Source organism: Nonomuraea sp. NPDC050663 (assembly GCF_044456985.1).
In the GTDB taxonomy this organism is placed as follows: Bacteria; Actinomycetota; Actinomycetes; order Streptosporangiales; family Streptosporangiaceae; genus Nonomuraea.
This window is the reverse complement of sequence record NZ_JBITGL010000004.1, coordinates 756,036-777,723: the sequence shown is the minus strand read 5'-3', so window position 1 is coordinate 777,723 and position 21,688 is coordinate 756,036. Positions and strand designations below refer to the sequence as shown.

The 21,688-nt window shown below is 71.2% G+C and carries 20 protein-coding genes; 15 read left to right on the top strand and 5 right to left on the bottom strand.

What is annotated here, in order from left to right; translation table 11 throughout:
* Window positions 1–21 precede the first annotated feature (21 nt).
* The 14 genes from recG to ACIBH1_RS16370 all read left to right on the top strand — a co-directional run bounded on the left by recG (window position 22) and on the right by ACIBH1_RS16370 (window position 16,533).
* Window positions 22–2,202, top strand: coding sequence for an ATP-dependent DNA helicase RecG (gene recG, locus ACIBH1_RS16435; protein ID WP_397314572.1), 2,181 nt, complete (start codon window positions 22–24; stop codon window positions 2,200–2,202).
* A gap of 253 nt (window positions 2,203–2,455) precedes the next feature.
* Window positions 2,456–3,019: a 16S rRNA (guanine(966)-N(2))-methyltransferase RsmD gene (gene rsmD, locus ACIBH1_RS16430; protein WP_397314571.1), complete on the top strand. Its 564-nt coding sequence runs from the start codon at window positions 2,456–2,458 to the stop codon at window positions 3,017–3,019.
* A gap of 15 nt (window positions 3,020–3,034) precedes the next feature.
* A complete protein-coding gene (coaD, locus tag ACIBH1_RS16425; RefSeq protein WP_397314570.1) occupies window positions 3,035–3,511 on the top strand; it encodes a pantetheine-phosphate adenylyltransferase in 477 nt (158 codons plus the stop codon).
* Between the two features lie 72 nt (window positions 3,512–3,583).
* Window positions 3,584–4,129, top strand: a complete 546-nt coding sequence (locus tag ACIBH1_RS16420) for a YceD family protein (protein ID WP_397314569.1) — start codon at window positions 3,584–3,586, stop codon at window positions 4,127–4,129.
* A 1-nt stretch (window position 4,130) separates the two neighbouring features.
* Window positions 4,131–4,310 carry a 50S ribosomal protein L32 gene (gene rpmF, locus ACIBH1_RS16415; protein ID WP_139632166.1) on the top strand — a complete coding sequence of 60 codons (180 nt, stop codon included), beginning with the start codon at window positions 4,131–4,133 and terminating at the stop codon, window positions 4,308–4,310.
* 203 nt (window positions 4,311–4,513) lie between these two features.
* Window positions 4,514–5,236 (top strand): ribonuclease III, encoded by a 723-nt coding sequence (gene rnc, locus ACIBH1_RS16410; protein ID WP_181613081.1) that lies wholly within the window; start codon window positions 4,514–4,516, stop codon window positions 5,234–5,236.
* Complete coding sequence (mutM, locus tag ACIBH1_RS16405; RefSeq protein WP_397314568.1) at window positions 5,236–6,069, top strand: bifunctional DNA-formamidopyrimidine glycosylase/DNA-(apurinic or apyrimidinic site) lyase; 834 nt, start codon at window positions 5,236–5,238, stop codon at window positions 6,067–6,069. Before rnc ends, mutM begins: the two co-directional genes overlap by 1 nt.
* Entirely contained in the window at window positions 6,048–6,332 is a 285-nt protein-coding gene (locus ACIBH1_RS16400; protein ID WP_397314567.1) for an acylphosphatase, read from the top strand. The genes mutM and ACIBH1_RS16400 overlap by 22 nt, the downstream gene beginning before the upstream one ends.
* 192 nt (window positions 6,333–6,524) lie before the next feature.
* Window positions 6,525–6,719: a hypothetical protein gene (locus tag ACIBH1_RS16395; protein WP_246379188.1), complete on the top strand. Its 195-nt coding sequence runs from the start codon at window positions 6,525–6,527 to the stop codon at window positions 6,717–6,719.
* A 144-nt stretch (window positions 6,720–6,863) separates the two neighbouring features.
* Window positions 6,864–10,604: a chromosome segregation protein SMC gene (smc, locus tag ACIBH1_RS16390; protein WP_397314566.1), complete on the top strand. Its 3,741-nt coding sequence runs from the start codon at window positions 6,864–6,866 to the stop codon at window positions 10,602–10,604.
* Between the two features lie 41 nt (window positions 10,605–10,645).
* The gene (gene ftsY / locus ACIBH1_RS16385) at window positions 10,646–11,830 is read left to right on the top strand and encodes a signal recognition particle-docking protein FtsY (RefSeq protein WP_397314565.1); all 1,185 of its coding nucleotides are present in this window, start codon (window positions 10,646–10,648) and stop codon (window positions 11,828–11,830) included.
* Between the two features lie 327 nt (window positions 11,831–12,157).
* Window positions 12,158–13,768 carry a tetratricopeptide repeat protein gene (locus tag ACIBH1_RS16380; RefSeq protein WP_397314564.1) on the top strand — a complete coding sequence of 537 codons (1,611 nt, stop codon included), beginning with the start codon at window positions 12,158–12,160 and terminating at the stop codon, window positions 13,766–13,768.
* A gap of 219 nt (window positions 13,769–13,987) precedes the next feature.
* Window positions 13,988–15,622 (top strand): tetratricopeptide repeat protein, encoded by a 1,635-nt coding sequence (locus ACIBH1_RS16375; RefSeq protein ID WP_397314563.1) that lies wholly within the window; start codon window positions 13,988–13,990, stop codon window positions 15,620–15,622.
* A gap of 17 nt (window positions 15,623–15,639) precedes the next feature.
* On the top strand, window positions 15,640–16,533 hold the full coding sequence (locus ACIBH1_RS16370; RefSeq protein WP_397314562.1) for a glycerophosphodiester phosphodiesterase: 894 nt from the start codon (window positions 15,640–15,642) through the stop codon (window positions 16,531–16,533).
* Here ACIBH1_RS16370 and ACIBH1_RS16365 read toward each other — a convergent pair whose 3' ends face one another.
* The gene (locus ACIBH1_RS16365) at window positions 16,534–17,394 is read right to left on the bottom strand and encodes an alpha/beta fold hydrolase (RefSeq protein WP_397314680.1); all 861 of its coding nucleotides are present in this window, start codon (window positions 17,392–17,394) and stop codon (window positions 16,534–16,536) included. It lies immediately after the preceding gene.
* Between the two features lie 34 nt (window positions 17,395–17,428).
* A complete protein-coding gene (locus tag ACIBH1_RS16360; protein ID WP_397314561.1) occupies window positions 17,429–17,914 on the bottom strand; it encodes a hypothetical protein in 486 nt (161 codons plus the stop codon).
* 100 nt (window positions 17,915–18,014) lie between these two features.
* Here ACIBH1_RS16360 and ACIBH1_RS16355 point away from each other — a divergent pair, with 100 nt between their 5' ends.
* On the top strand, window positions 18,015–18,875 hold the full coding sequence (locus ACIBH1_RS16355) for a DUF1963 domain-containing protein (protein WP_397314560.1): 861 nt from the start codon (window positions 18,015–18,017) through the stop codon (window positions 18,873–18,875).
* 4 nt (window positions 18,876–18,879) lie between these two features.
* Here ACIBH1_RS16355 and ACIBH1_RS16350 read toward each other — a convergent pair whose 3' ends face one another.
* Genes ACIBH1_RS16350 through ACIBH1_RS16340 form a run of 3 tightly spaced genes read right to left on the bottom strand, consistent with a single transcriptional unit; the run spans window position 18,880 to window position 21,685 of the window.
* A complete protein-coding gene (locus ACIBH1_RS16350; RefSeq protein ID WP_397314559.1) occupies window positions 18,880–19,686 on the bottom strand; it encodes an ABC transporter ATP-binding protein in 807 nt (268 codons plus the stop codon).
* Window positions 19,683–20,696, bottom strand: coding sequence for a FecCD family ABC transporter permease (locus ACIBH1_RS16345; RefSeq protein ID WP_397314558.1), 1,014 nt, complete (start codon window positions 20,694–20,696; stop codon window positions 19,683–19,685). The genes ACIBH1_RS16350 and ACIBH1_RS16345 overlap by 4 nt, the downstream gene beginning before the upstream one ends.
* The gene (locus ACIBH1_RS16340) at window positions 20,693–21,685 is read right to left on the bottom strand and encodes a FecCD family ABC transporter permease (RefSeq protein WP_397314556.1); all 993 of its coding nucleotides are present in this window, start codon (window positions 21,683–21,685) and stop codon (window positions 20,693–20,695) included. Before ACIBH1_RS16340 ends, ACIBH1_RS16345 begins: the two co-directional genes overlap by 4 nt.
* Window positions 21,686–21,688: the final 3 nt, after the last annotated feature.

Below are 21,688 nucleotides of genomic sequence, written 5' to 3'. Positions count from 1 at the left end.
CGGCACGGTAGAACGGACTGCGTGAGTCGTTTTGACGAGCCGCTCGGGAAGGCGCTCGACCCCAAGACCGCCAAACTCCTGCAGTCGGTGCTGGAGCTGGAGACGGTCGGCGATCTGCTGCGCCACTACCCACGCCGCTACGCCGAGCGCGGCGAGCTGACCGCGATCGACGCCCTCGAGGTCGACGAGCACGTCACCGTCGTGGGCGAGGTGACCAGGCTGATGCGCAAACCCATGCGCAACCGCGGCGGCACCTGGCTCGAGGTCGAGGTGGTCGACGGCAACCGCGCGAAGATCTACCTGTCGTTCTTCGGCAAGGGCTCCCACGTCGCCGAGTCGCGGCTCAAGCCGGGCAGGCGCGGCATGTTCGCCGGAAAGGTCGGGCAGTTCGGCTCGCGCGCCCACCCGCGCTGGCAGCTGGCCCATCCCGAGTTCGAGCTCTTCGAGGAGGAGACGGGCTCGGCGTCGGCCGAGGAGTTCGCCAACGCGCCCGTGCCGATCTATCCGGCGGGCAAGGACCTGACGCCCTGGGTGATCAGGCGGGCGATCGGCGTGGTGCTCGACACGCTCGGCCCCCTCGACGATCCGCTGCCCGCCGAGGTGCGCGCCCGCCACCGGCTGATGCCGCTGGCCGAGGCGCTGGAGGCCATCCACCGGCCGCGCGACTTCGGCGACGTGACCAGGTCGCGCGAGCGGCTGAAGTTCGACGAGGCGTTCGTGCTGCAGGCGGTGCTGCTGCAGCGGCGCATCGCCGCCACCTCCTGGCCGGCCAAGGCGCGGCCCCGGGTCGCCGGAGGGCTGCTCGACCAGTTCGACGAGCGCCTGCCGTGGACCCTCACCGAGGGCCAGTCGGCCGTCGGCGAGGAGATCGCGCGCGACCTCGCCCTGGAGCACCCCATGCACCGGCTGCTCCAGGGCGAGGTGGGCGCCGGCAAGACCGTGGTCGCGCTGCGCGCCATGCTCCAGGTCGTCGACTCCGGCGGCCAGGCCGTGCTCCTGGCCCCCACCGAGGTCCTGGCCCAGCAGCACCACCGCTCGATCAGCGCCATGCTCGGCGACCTGGCCGCCGGGGGCATGTTCGGCGGCACCACCGTCGGCCTGCTCACCGGCTCCATGGGCGCCGCCGCCCGCCGCTCGGCCCTGCTCGACGCCGCCTCGGGCGCCGCCGGCATCGTGGTCGGCACCCACGCGCTGCTGCAGGAGCACGTGCAGTTCGCCGAGCTCGGCCTGGTCGTCGTCGACGAGCAGCACCGCTTCGGCGTCGAGCAGCGCGACGCGCTGCGCGAGAAGGTGTCGGGCGGCCGGCCCCACGTGCTGGTCATGACCGCCACCCCGATCCCGCGCACGGTCGCCATGACCGTCTTCGGCGACCTCGAGGTCTCCACGCTCTCGCAGCTGCCCTCGGGCCGGGCTCCGATCACCTCGCACGTCGTGCCCGCCGCCGACAAGCCCCACTACCTCGACCGCACCTGGGAGCGGGTGCGCGAGGAGGTCGGGCTGGGCCGCCAGGCCTACATCGTCTGCCCGCGCATCGGCGACCTCGAAGGCGACGAGGGCGACCTGTCGGCGTCCGGCGGCGAAGACCGGCGTCCGCCGCTGGCGGTCCTGGAGGTCGCCGAGCTGCTCGCGAGCGGCCCCCTGCGCGGCCTGCGGGTGGCGGTGCTCCACGGCAAGCTGCCGCCGGAGGAGAAAGACGCGATCATGAAGGCGTTCTCGCGCGGCGAGGTCGACGTGCTGGTCGCCACGACCGTCATCGAGGTGGGCGTCGACGTGCCCAACTCCTCGGTCATGGTCATCATGGACGCCGACCGGTTCGGCGTCTCCCAGCTCCACCAGCTGCGCGGCCGGGTCGGACGAGGCGGCCTGCCGGGCCTGTGCCTGCTGGTCACCGAGTTCGCCGAGAACACTCCCGCCAGGGCCAGGCTCGACGCCGTCGCCGCCACGCTCGACGGGTTCGAGCTGTCCAGGGTCGACCTCGAGCAGCGGCGCGAAGGCGACGTGCTGGGCGCGGCCCAGTCGGGCAAGCGGTCGTCACTGAAGCTGCTGCAGCTGCTGCGCGACGAAGACGTCATCGAGGCGGCCAGGGCGGAGGCGCTGGAGCTGCTGCGCAAGGATCCTGAGATGAAGGGGCACTCCGGGCTGCGGGCCGAGATCGACCGGCTGCTGCGCGACGAGAAGGCCGGCTACCTGGAGAAGACCTGAGCGCTCCGCAGCGGGCAAGTGCCCAGCTGCGGGGACGGCCTCCCCCCGAATGCCGTCCCCGCCTGGGCCCACCCTCGGGTCAGGTGCCGAGGGTTCCGGCGTGCGGAAGGGCTCACGATCACGCCGGGCGGCCTCCCTGTGGGTCACCTCGAAGGCCGCAGTCATCATCATGCGGGTCGGGGGTGGCGTTGTGAATCACCCTTGCGCATACGAGGCCGACACTTGTCCACTCTTGACCTGCGAGGATGGAGGCATGAGTCGGATCATCGCGGGGAGCGCCGGAGGGCGGCGGATCCAGGCGCCGCCCGGCAAGGCGACCAGACCCACCAGCGACCGGGCCAGAGAGGGGATCTTCTCCACGCTCGAGTCGCTCCAGGGGCTGGAGGGGGTGCGCTTCCTCGACCTGTACTCCGGGTCGGGGGCGATCGGGCTGGAGGCGGTCTCCCGGGGCGCCGCGCACGCCTTGCTGGTGGAGGCCGACCAGAGGGCGGTCCGCACGATCAAGGCCAACATCGCGACGCTCGGCTTCGCCCAGGAGGCGCGGGTGGTGGCCGACAAGGTCGAGCGGGTGATCGCCAAACCGTGCGCCGAGCCGTACGACATCGTCTTCGCCGATCCGCCCTACGCCGCGGCCAACACCGGCGAGGTGCTGGAGCTGCTGCGCGACAACGGGTGGCTGGCGTCCGACGCCGTGATCGCCTACGAACGCGAGAGCAGGGGAGACGACCTGGTCTGGCCGAGTGGGTACGTAGAGGAGAGGGTCCGTCGTTACGGCGAAGCGGCCGTTTGGTACGGTCGCGCCGCCGGGAACCCTTAGAACCGGGGAGGCGTTTTGCGACGCGTGGTCTGCCCGGGGTCCTTCGACCCCATCACCAACGGGCACCTCGACATCATCGGCCGTGCGGCCAAGTTGTACGACGAGGTGACCGTCGCCGTGCTTATCAACATCGAGAAGAGCAGCCTGTTCACGGTCGACGAGCGGATCGAGATCCTTCAGACCGTGACCCGCGAGTACTCCAACGTCAAGGTCGAGAAGTTCCACGGCCTGCTGGTCGACTTCTGCAAGGACAACGACATCCCGGCCATCGTCAAGGGCATCCGGGTCGTCAGCGACTTCGACTACGAGCTGCAGATGGCGCAGCTCAACTACCGGTTGTCCGGCGTGGAGACGTTGTTCATGCCGACCAACCCCGAATACTCTTTCCTGAGCTCCAGCAGAGTGAAGGAAATCGCCCGCTACGGCGGCGACGTCTCGGGTCTCGTGCCCGACCTGGTACACAAGCTGCTGATTGAGCGTCTCAGGGGCTGACCCGCGCCTGGTATTGTTTCTATTCGGCCTTGTACGACGGCGACGGTCTTCGCCATGCCTAGCGAGAGCAGAATGACTCAGCACCTCGACCCCCGCGCACCCTGGGTGTTCTCCACCCACGATCTGGGCAAGCGGCCGGGCACGATGCGAGAGATCCATTTGTCTCTCCCGGCTCCGGCAGATCTCGGCGTCGACATGATCGGCGTTCCCAAGGACGCCGAAGTCGAACTGGATCTCCGGTTCGAAGCGGTGATGGAAGGCGTGCTCGTGAGCGGCACGGCCCGGGCTCCTCTGGCAGGGGAGTGCGTGCGGTGCCTCGAACCGGTCTCCGACGAGATCGAGGTCGAACTCCAGGAGCTGTTCTTCTACTCCGACGAGGATTCCTCGGAGGAGGATTCGCTGCTCGACGGCGAACTGTTCGACCTCGAGCCGACGTTCCGCGACGCGGCGGTGCTCGCACTGCCGCTGAGCCCCGTCTGCCAAGACGACTGCCAGGGGCTCTGCGTGGAGTGCGGGATCAGGCTGGCCGAGGCCGGCGCGGATCACCGGCACGAGAAGATCGACGCCCGCTGGGCGTCGTTGCAAGGTTTGGTTACCGAGAACGATCAGGAGAAGTGACGTGGCCGTCCCGAAGCGGAAGATGTCGCGGAGCAACACTCGCCACCGCCGCTCCCAGTGGAAGACGACTGCTGTCGCGCTGGTGAGCTGCCCGCAGTGCCGTTCGCCCAAGCAGCCGCACATCGCGTGCCCGACCTGCGGCACCTACAACCGTCGCCAGGTCATCGAGCCGTCTGCCTGATCGCACACGACCGTTGACGTGCCGGCCGGTGCAACCGGTCGGCATCGGCGGTTCAAGATGCGACGCGGTGGTTCGTAGCCCGCGGCCGTGGTGGACGCCGGAGCGTGTCCCCGACGCCCACCACGTTTTCGGGCATCTCCCAGCCATCGCTCGCTGCTGGAAGATGTCCGAGGAGGAAGCACGTGGGCTCAGCTCCCAAACCCATCGCCGTCGACGTAGCGCGTGACGAGCTCGACAAGGTGCTCGTGGTCAAGCTCGACCCCGACATCCTCGAGCGTGCGCTGACGCACCGTTCCTACGCCTACGAGAACGGCGGCCTGCCCACCAACGAGCGCCTGGAGTTCCTCGGCGACTCGGTGCTGGGTCTCGTCGTCACCGACACCCTCTACCGCAACCACCCCGACCTGCCCGAGGGCCAGCTGGCCAAGCTCAGGGCCGCGGTGGTCAACATGCGTGCCCTGGCCGACGTCGCCCGCAATCTCGGGCTCGGCAAGTACCTCCGGCTCGGCCGCGGCGAGGAGGGCACCGGCGGGCGCGACAAGTCCTCGATCCTGGCCGACACGCTGGAGGCGCTGATCGGCGCCGTCTACGTCGACAAGGGCCTCGACGAGGCGTTCAGGGTCGTGCACCAGCTCTTCGACCCGCTCATCATCCGTTCCGCCTCGCTGGGCGCCGGGCTCGACTGGAAGACCTCGCTGCAGGAGCTCACCGCCTCCGAGGCGCTGGGCGTGCCCGAGTACCACGTCGAGGAGAGCGGCCCCGACCACGCCAAGTCCTTCACCGCCGAGGTGCGGGTCAGCGGCCAGGCCTACGGCACCGGCAACGGGCGCTCCAAGAAGGAGGCCGAGCAGCAGGCCGCCGAGGCCGCGTGGAACCGCATCCGCGCCGCCCGTGAGGCCCGCGAGTCTCAGCCCGCAGGGTCCTGATGCCGGAGCTGCCCGAGGTCGAGGTGGTGCGGCGGGGCCTGGACCAGTGGGTCAAGGGCCGCACCATCACGCTCGCCGAGGTCCTGCACCCGCGGGCGATCAGGCGTCACCTTCCCGGAGCGGCGGCCTTCTCCGCCGCTCTGGCGGGCCGCACCGTCACCGACGTACGGCGGCGCGGCAAGTACCTGTGGCTGCCGCTCGACTCGGGTGAGGCGATCGTGGCCCACCTGGGCATGAGCGGCCAGCTGCTGGTCGACTCGGTCGTGGAGCGTCATCTGAGGGTCCGCGTGGCCTTCACCGACGGCGGCCCCGACCTGCGCTTCGTCGACCAGCGCACCTTCGGCGAGATGATGGTCAGCCCCCTGGTGGGCCAGATCCCCGAGCCGATCGTCCACATCGCGCCCGATCCCTTCGAGCCCGCCTTCGACGACGACGTGTTCGCCAAGCGGCTCAGGGCGCGCGACACCGAGATCAAGCGGGCGCTGCTCGACCAGTCGCTGATCAGCGGAGTGGGCAACATCTACGCCGACGAGGCGCTGTGGCGTGCCCGGCTGCACTGGGCCAGGCCGACGGCGACCCTCACCAGGCCGAAGATCTCCGAGCTGCTCGCGGCGGTGCGCGAGGTGATGTCCAGCGCGCTGGCGCAGGGCGGCACCTCCTTCGACAGCCTCTACGTCAACGTCAACGGCGAGAGCGGCTACTTCGAGCGTTCCCTGGAGGCGTACGGCAGGCGCGAGCTGCCCTGCTCGCGCTGCGGCACGCCGATCAGGCGCGACCCGTTCATGAACCGCTCCTCTTTCAGCTGTCCGAAATGCCAGCGCAAGCCCCGGTGAGGATCACCGTCTGGGTGCGTGGGCGGGTCCAGGGGGTCGGGTTCCGTTGGTGGACCCGGGCGCGTGCTCTGGAGCTGGGGCTCGCCGGCTGGGCGCGCAACATGCCCGACGGGCGCGTGGAAGTCGTTGCAGAAGGTCCTGAGGACCGGTGCGTCAAGCTCCTCGACCTGCTTCGAGGTTGCGACACGCCGGGCGAGGTCCGTGGAGTGGTGGAACGCTGGAGTGAAGCCCGAGGTAGTTTGGCCGGTTTTGTTGAGCGGTAGCCCCTTCCCGTAAACGCGCCAAATAGGGTATATTTGTATGTCGGGAGTGCCCACAGGTAGGTCTATGCGGTGCGTTCAACTTGACCGCCCACTCTGCCGGTGCGACTCTTGTTAGGTACCACGCGCACCCCTCCCGCGGAATGAAGAAGTGCGCGAACCAGTCTGGTCACTCAGCGTGGAGGACCCTTTACCATGGCGAAGGCTCTACTCGGCCACGTCGGCGGTCCTGACCCTCGGATGGTCTCGGAGATGCGCCGTCTACAGCAGCGAATCCGGGATCTCGAGGCAGAACTCATCCGACTTCAGGCCCAGAACGACGCTCTTGCGGCCCAAAGCCGAGATGAGGCGTACAACCGCCTGCAGGAGCGCGAGCCGGCACTCACGTGAGTGGACGGAAGCGCTAAATCACAGGGACGTTCCGGATGGGACGTCCCTTCGTCATTTCCCTGACCAGTGGCTACAGCGGCCTTCGCCGGGCAGTGAGGACCAGTAGGCTTTCCCGGAAGCGCTGTCAAGGGAAGGGGCGATTGCTTGTACCTCAAGAGCCTCACCCTGCGCGGCTTCAAATCCTTCGCCTCCGCGACCGCCCTGCGCTTCGAACCCGGCATCACCTGCGTCGTCGGGCCCAACGGCTCCGGCAAGTCCAACGTCGTCGACGCCCTGGCCTGGGTCATGGGCGAACACAGCGCCAAGTCGCTGCGCGGCGGCAAGATGGAGGACGTCATCTTCGCCGGCACCTCCTCGCGCCCGCCGCTGGGCCGCGCCGAGGTCACGCTGACGATCGACAACTCCGACGGCGCGCTGCCGATCGACTACACCGAGGTGACGATCAGCCGGCTGATGTTCCGCAGCGGGCAGTCCGAATACGCGATCAACGGCGACACCTGCCGTCTGCTCGACATCCAGGAACTCCTGTCCGACTCGGGCATCGGGCGCGAGATGCACGTCATCGTCGGCCAGGGCCAGCTCGACGCCGTCCTGCACGCGGGCCCGGAAGACCGGCGGGCCTTCATCGAGGAGGCCGCGGGCGTCCTGAAGCACCGCAAGCGCAAGGAGAAGGCGCTGCGGAAGCTCGATGCCATGCAGGCCAACCTGACCCGCGTGCAAGACCTGGCCACCGAGCTGCGCCGCCAGCTCAAGCCGCTGGGCCGGCAGGCGGAGATCGCCCGCAAGGCCGCCGTCATCCAGGCCGACCTGCGCGACGCGCGCCTGCGGCTGCTCGCCGACGACGTGGTGACCTTGCGTGCCACCCTGGAGCGCGAGGCCGCCGACGAGGCCGCGATCATCGCCAGGCGTGCCCAGGTCGAGGCCTCCCTCGAGGAGGGGCAGGAGCGCGAGGCCGCCCTGGAGACGGCGGAGGCCGAGGCCCAGCCCAGGCTGTCGGCCGCCCACGAGACCTACTTCCGCCTGTCGTCGCTGCGCGAGCGCATCACGGGCCTCGAGCAGCTGGCCCGCGAGCGCCACCGCCACGCCCTCGACGCCGCCGCGATCGAGCGGCGCGGGCGCGACCCCGAGGAGCTCGAGCGCGAGGCCGTCGAGGCACGCGAGCAGGAGCTCATCCTGGCCGCCGAGTTGGAGGCCGCCCAGGAACTGATGGAGGAGGCCGTCGAGGCCCGCCAGCACGCCGAGGCGGCCCTGGCCGAGGAGGAGCGCGCGCTGGCCGCCGCCGCCCGCGCCGCCGCCTCGCGCCGCGAGGAGCTCGTGAGGCTGCGCGGCCAGGTCGACTCGGCGCGCAGCCGGGTCCGCGCGGCCGAGGAGGAGATCGGGCGGCTCCAGAAGGCCGTCTTCGACGCCGCCGCCCGCGCCCAGAGCGCCGAGGACGAGCTGGCCGCCGCCCGCGACGAGGAACCGGAGGCCGATCCCGAGCTCGCCGCCGATCTCGCGGTGGCCGAGGCCGCCCTGGAGGAGGCTCGCGCGCTGGCGACCGAGGCGCAGGAGGCGGTCGAGGCCGCCTCCGCCGCGCTGGGCGGCCCCCGATCGGCGTTGCAGTCGGCCAAGGCGGCCGTGGGCACGGCCCGGGCCGCCGACCAAGAGGCCCAGCGCGCCGTGGCCGCGCTGGAGGCCCGTCGCGAGGCCCTGGAGCTGGGGCTGGCGCAGGGGGCCGACGGCGGCGCCGCGCTGCTGTCCTCGTCCCTGCCGGGAGTGCTCGGCCCGCTGGCGACCTCGCTGACGGTCGCTCCGGGCGCTGAGGCGGCCATCGCCGCCGCCCTGGGCGCCGCCGCCGAGGCGGTGACGGTCAAGTCGCTGGAGTCGGTCGTGGAGGCCCTGGAGCACCTGCGCGCCTCAGGCGGCGGCCGCGCCGCCCTGGTCGTGGCGGGCTCCGACACCGGCGCGGCGTCGGGTATGACCGCCGGCGCCGAAACCGCCCTTTCCGGGCGCCGCGACGGCGAGAGGTCTTTCGGCGGGGCGCGGCGTTCTCTCGCGGCCGGTCAGTGGGCCGCCGACCTGGTGACCGTCCCCGGCGAGCTGAGAGCCGCCCTCGACCACCTCCTCGACGGCATCGTCGTCGTCGACACCCTGCACGAGGCGCGCTCCCTCGTCGAAACCGACCCGTCGCTGAAGGCCGTCACGAAGGACGGCGACCTGGTCGGCGCCCACACCGCCCACGGCGGCTCCACCGGCGGCACCAGCGTGCTGCAGGTCCGCGCGGCGCTCGACGAGGCCGTGGCGGCCCTGGAAGAGGCCCGCCTCACCGCCGAGACCACCGCCCACGGCCTCGACACCGCCCTGGAGGCCGAGCACACCGCCCAGGCCGCCCTGGAGGCGGCGCAGGCAGGGGTGGCGACCGCCCAGCAGGGGGCGGGCAACGCCCAGGCCGGGGTGACCGACTCCCAGCGCAGGCTCGACCAGGTCAGGGCCAGGCAACGCGAGGCCGACCAGCGCAACGCCGCCGCGGCCAGGCGGGTGGCGCAGCTGGAGGCGGCGGCCAAGGCGGCCGAGGCCGAGGCGGCGCGCCTCAACACCAGCGTGCGCGCGGCCGAGGAGTCCAGGGCGGAGGGCCAGGAGGAGGCCGCCGAGCTGGAGATGCGTCTGGCCGAGGCCGAATACGCCCAGGAGCTGGAGGCCGAGCCCACCACCGACACCCGCGACGAGCTGGCCGCCACCCGCGACGCCGCCCGGCAGCGCGAGATGGAGGCACGCCTGCAGGTCCGCACCGCGGAGGAGCGTGTCAGGGGCGTCGAGGGCCGGGCCGACCAGCTGGTGCGCCAGGCCCAGCAGGAGCGCGAGGAACGGGTCAGGGCGGTCGAGCAGCGCGAGAAGCGCCGCAGGCAGGCGGCGCTGGCCGAGCAGATCGCCGAGGCCGCCCGCAGGGTGCTGTCGACCCTGGCGGCCTCCATCCAGCAGGCGGGCCGCGAGCGCGACGACGCCGATCTGGCCAGGGTCGCCATCGACGCCGAGCTGAAGCAGGTCCGCGCCCACGTGCGCGAGCTGGGCCACGAGCTCGACAAGCTCGTCAACCGGGTCCACGGCAACGAGGTGGCCCGCACCGAGCAGCGCCTGCGGCTGGAGCAGCTCGAGGAGCGGGCGATGGAGGAGTTCGGCGTCGAGACCGACTCGCTGATCGGCGAGTACGGTCCCGGGGCGCCCGTGCCGGGCGACCCCGCGGTGCCGTACGTCCGTGAGGAGCAGGAGAAGCGGGCGCGCATCGCCGAGAAGCAGATGACCCAGCTCGGCAAGGTGAACCCCCTGGCCCTGGAGGAGTTCGCGGCGCTGGAGGAGCGCCACGCCTTCCTCAACAGCCAGCTCGAAGACCTCAAGAAGACCCGGCGTGACCTGATGACGGTGGTCAAGGAGGTCGACGACCGGGTGCAGCAGATGTTCGCCGCCGCCTACGACGACGTGGCGCGCGAGTTCGAGCAGATCTTCAGCCGGGTCTTCCCCGGTGGCGACGGCAGGCTGATCCTGACCGATCCCGAAGACATGCTGACCACCGGCATCGAGGTGGAGGCGCGCCCGCCGGGCAAGAAGGTCAAGCGGCTGTCGCTGCTGTCGGGCGGCGAGCGCTCGCTGACGGCGGTGGCGTTCCTGATCTCCATCTTCAAGGCCAGGCCCTCGCCGTTCTACGTGATGGACGAGGTCGAGGCGGCCCTCGACGACACCAACACGCAGCGCCTGCTGACGTTGTTCGAGGAGCTGCGGCAGAGCTCGCAGCTGATCGTGATCACGCACAACAAGCGCACGATGGAGATCGCCGACGCGCTCTACGGAGTGTCGATGCGCGGCGACGGCGTGACCCAGGTGGTGAGCCAGCGGCTGCGCGAACGTGTCTGATCGTCGTGAGCATCTGGGTTGATCTGGAAAACTAAACACTTGTGAGTGATTCTCTTCTCCTCATCGTGATCGTGGCCCTGGTCGCCCTGCTGGCGGCCGGTGGCCTGTTCTTCATGTTCCGGCGATCCTCCAAGCCGGTGCCGCCGCCCGCGGCGCCGCCGAAGGTCGAGGAAGCGGAGAAGGAGGCTCCCGCCGCTTCCGCCCCGGCCCAGGCCGACGAGGGCGGGGCGACCACCACGCTGCCGCCTCCGGCGACCAGGCCCGCCGAGCCGATGGTCAAGGCTCCCGAGATCGATGTGCCGTTGCCGTCGGCCGGTCGCATGGTGCGCCTGCGCGCCCGGCTGGCCCGTTCGCAGAACGCCTTCGGCAAGGGCCTGCTGGAGCTGCTGTCCCGCGACCGGCTCGACGAGGACGTCTGGGAGGAGTTCGAGGAGACCCTCCTCACCGCCGACCTGGGCGTCACCCCGACGCAGGAGATCGTGGGCGAGCTGCGCACCAAGGTGAAGGTGCTCGGCAGCCGCACGCCCGCGGAGGTGCGCGCCCTGCTGCGCGAGCAGCTGCTGGCGCAGGTCAACCCCGATCTCGACCGCACGCTCCACGTCGAAAAACACGGCGAGCGCCCGGCCGTGGTGCTGGTCGTCGGCGTCAACGGCACCGGCAAGACCACCACGACGGGCAAGCTGGCGCGCGTGCTGATCGGCGACGGCAAGAAGGTCGTGCTCGGCGCGGCCGACACCTTCCGCGCCGCGGCGGCCGACCAGCTGCAGACCTGGGGCGACCGGGTCGGCGCCGACGTCGTGCGCGGCCCCGAGGGCGGCGACCCCGCCTCCGTGGCGTTCGACGCGGTGGCCAAGGGGCTGGAGGAGAAGGCCGACACCGTCATCGTCGACACCGCCGGCCGCCTGCACACCAAGACCGGCCTCATGGACGAGCTCGGCAAGGTCAAGCGCGTCATCGAGAAGCGCTCGACCGTCGACGAGGTGCTGCTGGTGCTCGACGCCACCACCGGCCAGAACGGCATGCGCCAGGCGCAGGTGTTCGCCGAGGTGGTGAACATCACCGGCATCGCGCTGACCAAGCTCGACGGCACGGCCAAGGGCGGCATCGTGGTCTCGGTCCAGCGTGAACTGGGTGTACCCGTGAAACTGGTGGGACTGGGCGAGGGGGCCGACGACCTGGCTCCGTTCGACCCGGAGGTGTTCGTGGACGCCATTCTGGGAGACTGAAATGGTTTTGGGCACCCCGCGAGGAATCGTGGGTTGTTCCTTTTTTATGGGGAATTGTCCGTTACCGACCCAGCCCTTGATCTCTCAATCTTCCCGTGTTCACATGAGTCGGTCATGTCGGGATCGCCACCAAGGTGCAGTGGGGGCGATCTCGCGGAAAGAAAGCGAGAGGTGCGCATGAAGAAGGTCGTGGTCCACAAGCTCGGAACCGTGAAGCCGTCCGGAGCCGCCGCGCCGCGGCACAAGAGCTGAGTACTGTCGGCCGGCGTTCTGGACAGGGACGCCGGCCTTTCTGTTGCCGGAAACAGCCTGGGTGAGGGGATCGAAGTGCCCGTCGTCGACGCCGACCGCCGCCTGCGGGGGCCGTACACGCTGGGGGCCGCGCTCCTGGAGCTGCTGGTGCCGGGGGCGCCCGCGCCGCTCGTGGAGGCGCACGAGCGCGAGATCCGGGTGGCGGCGCCCCACCTGGTCCAGGAACGTTCCATCCGGCTCGCTCCGGGCGAGCGCATCCTCATCCCAGGCGCGCGGCGCACGTTGTGGCTGGCCAACGGGCTGGCGGAGTTCTTCCGCGACGCGCTCGCCGAACCGATCGCGGTGATCGCGGACAACCTGGACGAGGCCGACCCGACCGATGCCGAACTGGTCGAGGTGGTCCGGCGGCGCGTGCCGTACCTGACGATCACGCCGGGGGAGTCGCGGCCGAGCGGCCTGCCGCTGCCCTCGGATTTCGGGCGCTACCGCGACGAGGGGTTGCACCACGCGATGGCCGAATCAGGGCTCGACGCGCTGCCCCGGCTGGAGCCGTCGAGCGAGGAGTGGTGGACCATGATCCACCGCACCGCGGGCGCGCTGGAGGCGATCGAGCGCGAGGACGAGGCCTGGGAGCTGTACCAGCTGGCCAGACGCGAGGGCACCGAGCCGAAGCATCGTGCGTCGGTGGCGTGCTCGATGGCCACGCTGCTCGTACGGCACAGCGACCCGTCGCGGCGTGACCCGGAAGAGGCGCTGGGCTGGATCAACGAGGCGATCACGATCACGTCCCTGCTGCCCGACCCCTGCGAGCGCGCCTTCCACCTGGGCTTCGACCTCAACACCAGGGCCCTGGTCGAGGTACGGCTGGGCCGCCCCGGCCGGGCGGCCGAGCTGGTCGAGGAGGCCATCGGGCTGGCCGCCACGCTGGGCGAGCGCCACCCGATCCACCGGATGGTGCTGTACGCCAACCGTGCCCTGCTCAAGGGGGTCTCCGACGCGGCCGTCGAGGACTACTCGCGGGCGATCGCCCTCGATCCTGACTACCCCGACTACTACCTCGACCGCGGTGTCCTGCTGGCCAAGCTCGGACGGGACGAGGAGGCGCTGGCCGACTACGAGAGCGCGATGCGGCTCGGCCCGCCCTCTCCCGAGCCGTACTACAACCGCTCCGAGCTGCGCTTCGCCGCCGGTGACCACGAGGGGGCGCTGACCGACCTCGACTACGTGCTGGAGCTGGACCCCGCCTTCGCGCCCGCCTACGTCAACCGGGCCGGGCTGCTGGCGGAGTTCGGCCGCTACGGCGAGGCGGCGGTGGACGCGGCCAGGGGCCTGGCCCTGCATCCCGCCAACCCGCACCTGCTGTGCGTGCTCGGCCAGGTCCAGGCGGCGGCGGGGCGCAGGGCGGAGGCCAGGGAGGCCTTCGACGCCGCGCTGGAGCTCCAGCCGGATCTGGTGGCGGCCTGGGCCAGCAGGGGCGAGCTGGAGTATGCCCAGGGCCATCACGAGGCCGCCGTGGCCGACCTGACCCAGGCGCTGAAGCTGGAGGAGTCGGCCGAGCTGTACTTCAACCGGGCCGTCGCGCTGCGTGCGTGCGGCCGCGAGCCGGAGGCGCTGGAGGACCTGCGCCACGCGGCGTCCCTCGACCCGGACGACGAGGACATCCGGCGCGAACTCGCTCAGGAATGATCGATTATCACCTCGAACCTTGATCTCTGAGTTCACTCGTGTTGACATAAGTCGTCAACCCGTTCGAGGAGAGGTCGCACATGAAGAAGGTCATCGTCTACAAGCCCGGGACCGTCAAGCCTGCCGGGGCCGCGGCCCCCAGGCACGGAGCGTAGCCAGTAGATCAGCCGGCGTTCTGGACAGGAGCGCCGGCTCTCTCATGCTCGGGAGGGCCTTCTCGTGAACACGATCGTGGTCGACGCCGACCGCCGCCTGCGCGGGCCGTACACGCTCGCCGCCGGGTTGCTGGAGACGCTGGTCCCCAAGGCGCGGACCGAGCTGGTCGCCGCGCACGACATCGAGCTGCGGGTCGCCGCCCCGCACCTCGGGGTCGCCGCCCGCAGGACCTCGCTGGCCGACGGGCTGCCGTCGCAGGAGCGCATCCTGGTGCCCGGCGCGCGCCGCACGTTGCGGATCGCCAACGGGCTGGCCGAGTTCGTCCGCGACGCGCTGCCCGGGGCGGTCACGGTGATCGTCGACAATCTGGACGAAGCCGACCAGACCGACCGCGAGTTCCTTGTGGTTCTCGCGCGCCGGGTTCCGCGGGTGCGCGTCGAGCGCGGCCGTGACCTGCCCTCGGGGCTGCCGCTCGTCACGGATTTCGAACGGCTGCGCAACGAGGGCCTCCACCACGCCATGGCCGAGAGCGGCCTGGCCGCGCTGGCCAGGACGCCCGACGACTGGACCCTGCTGAGCCGTACGGCCGGCGCGCTGGCGGCCATCGAGCGGGAGGACGAGGCGCTGGAGCTGTACCACCGCTCCCGACGCACCTGCGTCGACCCGGTCGCGCGCGCCACGGCGGCCTGCCAGACCGCGACGATCCTGGTACGGCACAGCGACCCGTCGCGGCGTGACCCGGAAGAGGCGCTGGGCTGGATCAACGAGGCGATCACGATCACGTCCCTGCTGCCCGACCCCCGCGAGCGCGCCTTCCACCTGAGCTTCGACCTCAACACCCGGGCCCTGGTCGAGGTACGGCTGGGCCGCCCCGACCGGGCGGCGGCGCTGGTCGAGGAGGCCATCGAGGTCGCCTCCGCGCTGGGCGAGAGCCACCCGATCCACCGGATGGTGCTGCTGGCCAACCGCGCCCAGCTGCGCGGGGCCACCGAGGAGGCGCTGGCCGACTACGGCAGCGCCATCGCGATCGACCCCGGCTACCCCGATCACTACCTCGACCGGGGCAACCTGCTGGTCGAGCTCGGCCGCCAGGAGGAGGCGCTGGCCGACTACGAGACCGCGATGCGCATCAGCCCGCCCTTCCCCGAGCCGCACTACAACCGGGCGGGCATCCGCTTCGGCGCCGGCGACCTCGAAGGGGCGCTGTCCGACCTCGGCTACGCGCTGGAGCTCGACCCCGCCTTCGCCCCCGCCTACGTCAACCGCGCCGGGCTGCACGCCGCGCTCGGGCAGCACGGCAAGGCCAGGCGCGACGTCGAGCGCGGCCTGGAGCTCGACCCCGGCAACGCTCACCTGCTCTGCGTGCTGGGCCAGGTGGAGGAGGCCGATGGCCGTGCCGACCTGGCCCGCGCCGCCTTCGACCGGGCGATCTCGCTCCAGCCCGACCTGGCCGCCGCCTGGGCGGGACGCGGGCGGCTGGCCTTCGGCCAGGGAGACGCCAGGGCGGCGGTGGCCGACCTGACCCGGGCGCTCGACCTCGACGACGGCGCCGAAGTGCGGTTCAACCGGGCCGTCGCCCTCCGCGCCTGCGGACGGGCCGACGAGGCACGAGCCGACCTGCTCGTCGCGGCCCGGCTGGCGCCCGACGACGAGGACATCCGTCACGCGGTCAGCGATTCGTACGGTTTAGGCGGATAAGGTCCCATAATGCTGCCGTGAAACTCTTGCGGCGGATCCTCCTCGGTGTCGTGGCGCTCCTGGCCGCCGCCTACCTGGTCAACCTGGCCCTGCTCTTCGTCTTCCCGCCGGGCCGGCCGGTCCCGACCTTCCCCGGCGCGCGCACGCCGCTGTTCATCGCCCACCAGGGCGGGGAGCAGCTCGCGCCCAGCAACACGATGGCCGCCTTCGACCTGGCCTCCTCGCTGGGAGCCGACGTGCTGGAGACCGACGTGCACCTGACGCGCGACGGGCAGCTGGTGACCATCCACGACGACACCGTCGACCGCACCACGGACGGGCACGGGCGGGTCGACTCCTTCACCTACGCGCAACTGCGCGAGCTGGACGCCGGCTACCGGTTCACGGACCTGTCCGGGGCGGCGAGCTTCCGGGGGAAGGGGGTGCGGATCCCGCTGCTGGAGGAGCTGTTCCAGAAATATGCCGGCAAGCACCTGTTCAACGTCGAGATCAAGGCGCCCTACCCCGGCGTCGAGGCCGCCCTGTGGGAGCTGATCCAGAAGTACGGCCTGGCGTCGCGCGTGGTGGTCGTCTCGTTCGACCAGGCCATCGTCGACCGGTTCGACACGCTGTCGGGCGGCAGGGTCGCGCTCGGCGCCGGGCGCGCCGAGGCGACCACGTTCGCGCTGACGCACAAGCTCTTCGTGCCGGGGTTCTACCGGCCGCAGGCGAGCGTGCTGCAGCTGCCGACCTCCAGCAGCGGGTTCGACCTGGCCGACCCCGGGATCGTCGAGGGGGCGCACCGGCTGGGGATGCAGGTGCACTACTGGACGATCAACGACGAGGCGACCATGCGGGAACTGGTCGAGCTCGGCGCCGACGGGATCATGACGGATCGGCCCGACCTGCTCAAGAAGGTGCTGGGGCGCTGATCAGCTCTTCAGGAAGCCGGACAGCGCTGCCGCCAGCTCGTCCGGAGCCTCCTCCGCCATGTGGTGCCCGCAGTCGATGCCGTGACCGCGCACGTCCCCGGCCCAGTCACGCCAGATCCGCAGCGGATCGCCGTACAGCTCCTCCAGGTCGTCGCGCAGCGACCACAACACGAGCGTGGGGCACGAGATCCCCCGCCCGGCGGCCCGGTCCTCGCGCTCGTGCCCGGCGTCCACGGTCAGGCCCGCCCGGTAGTCCTCCAGCATGGCCCTGACCACGCCGGGATTGCGCGTCGCCTCACGGAACTCGGCGTAGTTCTCCTCGCCCATGCGCTCCGGATCGCCCTGGTACCAGCCGTCGGGGTCGGCGTTGATGACCCGCTCGGGCACCTCCGGCTGGGCGAAGAAGAACCAGTGGAACCACTGGGTGGCGAACTGGGGCGTGATGCGCGACAGGTGCTCGCTGATCGGCAGGCAGTCGAGGATCGCCAGGCGGGTGACGGCATCGGGATGGTCGAGCGCCAGCCGCAGGGCCACGGCGCCGCCACGGTCGTGACCCGCCAGCGCGAACCGCTCGTGCCCGAGCGCCCGCATCACCGCCACCAGATCGCCGGCCACCGCGCGCTTGGAGTGCGCCGAATGATCGGCCGCGGGGGCGGGGCCACGCGATCTGCCGTATCCGCGCAGATCAGGACACACCACGGTGAAACCCTGCTCGGCCAGAAGGGGCGCGACCTGATGCCAGGTCGCAGAGGTACGGGGATGACCGTGCAGCAACAACACCGGCGGACCGTCGCCGCCATAGCGGGTGAAGATCGACGCGTCGCCGGTCTGGACGTGCTCGGCCTGGAATTTCTCGAACATCGGCACGGGCCGCTGCTACCCGGCTTGCGGCCCTTCATCCCAGCAGGCGGATGGCGGGCGCCTCATGGCTCGTGGCGATCACCGCCGCGCAATGCTCGCAGCGCAGCGCGGTCGGGCGGACCAGATTCGTCTGCGTGGAGGCCGTGCCGAGGGCCTCGTGGAGGGGGCACCGGTAGGCCAGGTGCAGCCGGACCCACGGGGTCTCGCTCAGCGGCGTGGCCGGGGTGTCGCGCTTCGCGTCGTGGAAGGGCGCCCACCAGAACTCGACCACGGCGCGCACCGACGCCTGGGCGGGGTCGAACTCGGCGATGCGGGCCGGCGCGAAGTGGGGGCCGTGATCGCGGTCGGAGGAGCAGATGGCTTGCTCGGCCCCCCGTTCGAGGCGGGTGGTGCGGCCCACGCGTACGCAGACGAAGCAGTCGAGGCTCAGTTCGATGGTGGGGGACCACGATAAGAGGGGGAGATGGTCGGGCGCGGAGGGGGCCGAGAGGGTGGCGTGGATTTCCAGGCTGCGCAGCACCGGGTGATCGTCGCATAGCGGGGGCGCGCTGGGAACCGGTGTCTTTTGAGGTGAAAAGGGGTGTGTCGCAGGGGTGCGTAGGGGTTCTAGGGTTTCGGACGTGACTCCTCTGACGACCCCTTCGCCGCCCCTGGCGATCGAGGCGGTCTTCCCCGAGCTCGCGGGGCTGGCCAGGACGACCGTCCGGCTGCATCCCCGTCGCGGCCACCCCACCGCTCTGGACAGCTCGATCGGGGGGCCGTTGTTGTGGCCGTCCGACGAGGCGTGGCCTGAGTGCCCCGTGCCGGAGACGCATGATCCTTCGGAGGGCACCGATCCGCTTCCCCTGGTCCCTGCCGCCCAGCTCTACGCCCGAGACGTTCCCGAACTGCCCTTCCCTGACGGGACGGACCTCCTCCAGGTCCTGTGGTGCCCGGTCGAGCACGGAGACTTCTTCGTCCCCCACCCCGTGCTCTTCTGGCGCAAAGCGGAATCGATCGTGGCGCCGCTGCTTGAGATGCCCGAGCCGGGGCCGGACGTCGACGACTTCTACGTGCCCCGGCCTTGTGTGCTCGCGCCGGAGCGAGTGCTGGAGTATCCGGACGGCTGGGAGCTTCCCGACTCGCTACGGGACCGGATCCGGGCGTGGGAGCGGAGCCCGGACAATCCCGAAGGGTGGCACTACTTCTCGCATCTGTCCGTCGCCCCGGGAAGCAAGGTCGCGGGTCATGTCGACTGGCATCAGGATCCCTGGCCGGCGACCTGCGCTCAGGGGCATCTGATGTCTCACCTCCTCACCCTGTCCGACTGGGAGATGGACATCGAAGGCGAGCGGCGATGGAAGCCGATCGAGGAGCGGCATCGTCACTTCGGCGACCTCCAGTGCCCACCGGACTGGAACATCCACGGCGGCGGCTCGCTGTCTCTCTTCATCTGCCTCGACTGCCCCGACCGGCCCGTGGACTACATGGCCCACCGCTGAGCGGTCAGGCGGCTCCCCCCGGAAGCGAGCCGTGCCGGGTGCCGATGGGGACCACGAGCGGGGTGCCCGCCACCGGGTCGGCGATCACCTTGGCGTCGAGGTCGAACACCGAGGCCAGCAGTTCCTCCGTGAGCACCTCGTGCGGCGTCCCCGCGGCGATGATGTGCCCCGACCGCATGGCCACCAGCCGGTCGGCGTACCTGGCGGCGAGGTTGAGGTCGTGCAGCACCATGACGACTGTGCGCTCCAGTGACGAGTGCAGGTGCCTGACCAGCTCCAGCACCTCCACCTGGTGCGCGAGGTCGAGGAAGGTGGTCGGCTCGTCGAGCAGCAGCAGGTCGGTGCCCTGGGCGAGGGCCATGGAGATCCACGCGCGCTGGCGCTGGCCGCCGGAGAGCTCGTCGAGGGGGCGGTCGGCCAGGTCCGACAGGCCCGTCATCGCCAGGGCGTCGGCGACCGCCGACTCGTCGTCCGACGACCACTGGCGATACCACGTCTGGTGGGGGTGGCGGCCGCGGGCGACCAGGTCGGCGACGGTGAGGCCCTCGGGGGCGGTCGGCGACTGGGGCAGGACGCCGAGCACGCGGGCGACCTCGCGGGTGGGGAGCTTGTCGATGCGCTTGCCGTCGAGCAGCACCTCGCCGCCCGCGGGCTTGAGCAGGCGGCCGAGGGCACGCAGCAGGGTCGACTTGCCGCAGCCGTTGGGGCCGATGATGGTGGTGACGGTGCCCGCCTCGATGCCGAGGTCGAGGCCGTCGACCACCACGCGGTCGCCGTACGCGAGACGGACGTCCACCGCCTGGAGCCTCATGTGCGGGTTCCCCTTCGCATTCGGATGAGCAGATAGATCAGGTACGGCGCGCCGAGGACGGCGGTGACGATGCCCACGGGCAGTTCGACGGGGGCGAAGGCGGTCCTGGCGATCAGGTCGGCCGCGGCGACGAGGACCGCTCCGACGATCGCCGACGTCAGCAGGGGAGGTCTGCCCGACCCCGTCAGCCTGAGAGCGATCTGCGGCGAGGCGAGGGCGACGAACGCGATCGGTCCGGCCGAGGCGGTGGCGACGGCGGCCAGGCCCACGGCCAGCAGGATCATGCCGGCGCGCGCCGGGTTGAGCCGCACGCCGAGCGACATGGCGGTGTCGTCGGCGAAGCGGAGCGCGTCGAGGGCGCGGGTGGCGGCCAGGGCGACGGGCACGAGGGCGGCCAGGGCCAGGAAGACGGGGAGCACGTGCTCCCATCCGCGTCCGTGGAGGGAGCCGGAGATCCACACCATGGCGCGCGTGGTGTCGTTGACGTCGCCGACCGTCAGCAGCCAGTACTTCACGTTGGTGAACACGGCGGCCACGCCGATGCCGACGAGGACGAGCCGGTAGCCGTCGAGCCCGCGCCGCCAGGCCAGGGAGTAGACGAGCGCCGCTCCGAGCAGTCCGCCGAGCAGGGCCAGGACGGGGATGCCGAGGCTGAGCAGCAGGCCGCTGGCCCCGCCGTACACGCTGCCGCTGGCGACGATGCCGGCCACGACGGTGACGGACGCGCCGGTGGTGACGCCGAGGATCTCGGGGCTGGCCAGCGGGTTGCGCGCGATGGACTGGGTGATGCCGCCCGCCATGGCGAGCGCGGCCCCGACGAGGGCGCCGGTGAGGGCGCGGGGCAGGCGCAGCTCCATGACGACGAAGTCGCCCTCGACCACCCCCCGCAGCACCTCGCCCAGGGACATGGGGATGTCGCCGATGCGGATGTTGAGCGCCATCAGCAGGAGCAGGGCGATGGACCCGGTCACGCAGGCGATCACCGCGCGGGGCCGTACGCGGAATCTCACAGCCGCACCGGCTTCCTGCGCCGCACGAGCGCGATGAAGAACGGCGCGCCGAGCAGGGCGAGCACGACGCCGACCTCGAGTTCGCCGGGCGGCGCGACGACGCGGCCGATCACGTCGGCCACCAGCAGCAGGGCCGCCCCGATGAGCCCGGAGTACGGCAGCAGCCAGCGGTGGTCGGTGCCCGACAGGTGCCTGGCCAGGTGCGGGACGATGAGCCCGACGAAGGCGAGCGCGCCGCAGGCGGCGACGGATGCGCCGGTCAGCAGCGTGACGGCGGCCACGCCGACCACGCGCGTGCGGTTGACGTCCTGGCCGAGGCTGCGGGCGACGTCCTCGCCCAGGGAGAGCGCGTTGAGTCCTGGGGCGTTGACGAGGGCGAGGATCAGCCCGGCGGCGATGAAGGGCACGATCTGCCAGACGACGTCGGCGCCGCGGGCGGCGATGGAGCCGGCCTGCCAGAAGCGGAAGACGTCCATGGCCTGCTCGTCGAGCAGCACGATGGCCGAGGTCAGCGCGTAGAGGAAGGCGCTGACGGCGGTGCCCGCGAGGGCGAGCGTGACGGGAGTGGGGCCGCCGCGCCCGCCGACCATGCCGAGGGCGAAGACGCCGACGCTGGCGATCAGCGCTCCGGCCAGGCCGAACCAGATGTAGGCGTACAGGTTGGAGACGCCGAGGAAGATGATCGAGGAGACCATGAGGAAGGCGGCGCCCTGGGTCACGCCGAGCAGCCCGGGGTCGGCCAGCGGGTTGCGGGTGTGGCCCTGCATGAGCGCGCCGGCGACGCCGAGGGCGATGCCGGCCAGCACGCCGAGGACGGTGCGCGGCACGCGCAGGGAGCGGATGATGATGTCGTTCTCGCTCCCGGTGGGCGCGGTCAGCGCCTGCCAGGCGTCGGTGAGGGGGACGGCTTTCGCCCCGATGGTGATGCTCAGCACGACGGCGACGAGGAGTGCGGCGGCGAGCACGCACAGGACGCGCGTGCGTGCCATGTG

What these genes read in the sequence shown, in the direction of transcription:
- rsmD (WP_397314571.1), top strand. Translation starts at nt 2,456, where the DNA reads ATGAGTCGGATCATCGCGGGGAGCGCCGGAGGGCGGCGGATCCAGGCG.
- ACIBH1_RS16420 (WP_397314569.1), top strand. Translation starts at nt 3,584, where the DNA reads ATGACTCAGCACCTCGACCCCCGCGCACCCTGGGTGTTCTCCACCCAC.
- mutM (WP_397314568.1), top strand. Translation starts at nt 5,236, where the DNA reads ATGCCGGAGCTGCCCGAGGTCGAGGTGGTGCGGCGGGGCCTGGACCAG.
- ACIBH1_RS16400 (WP_397314567.1), top strand. Translation starts at nt 6,048, where the DNA reads ATGCCAGCGCAAGCCCCGGTGAGGATCACCGTCTGGGTGCGTGGGCGG.
- ACIBH1_RS16395 (WP_246379188.1), top strand. Translation starts at nt 6,525, where the DNA reads ATGGCGAAGGCTCTACTCGGCCACGTCGGCGGTCCTGACCCTCGGATG.
- ACIBH1_RS16365 (WP_397314680.1), bottom strand. Translation starts at nt 17,394, where the DNA reads ATGTTCGAGAAATTCCAGGCCGAGCACGTCCAGACCGGCGACGCGTCG.
- ACIBH1_RS16350 (WP_397314559.1), bottom strand. Translation starts at nt 19,686, where the DNA reads ATGAGGCTCCAGGCGGTGGACGTCCGTCTCGCGTACGGCGACCGCGTG.
- ACIBH1_RS16340 (WP_397314556.1), bottom strand. Translation starts at nt 21,685, where the DNA reads ATGGCACGCACGCGCGTCCTGTGCGTGCTCGCCGCCGCACTCCTCGTC.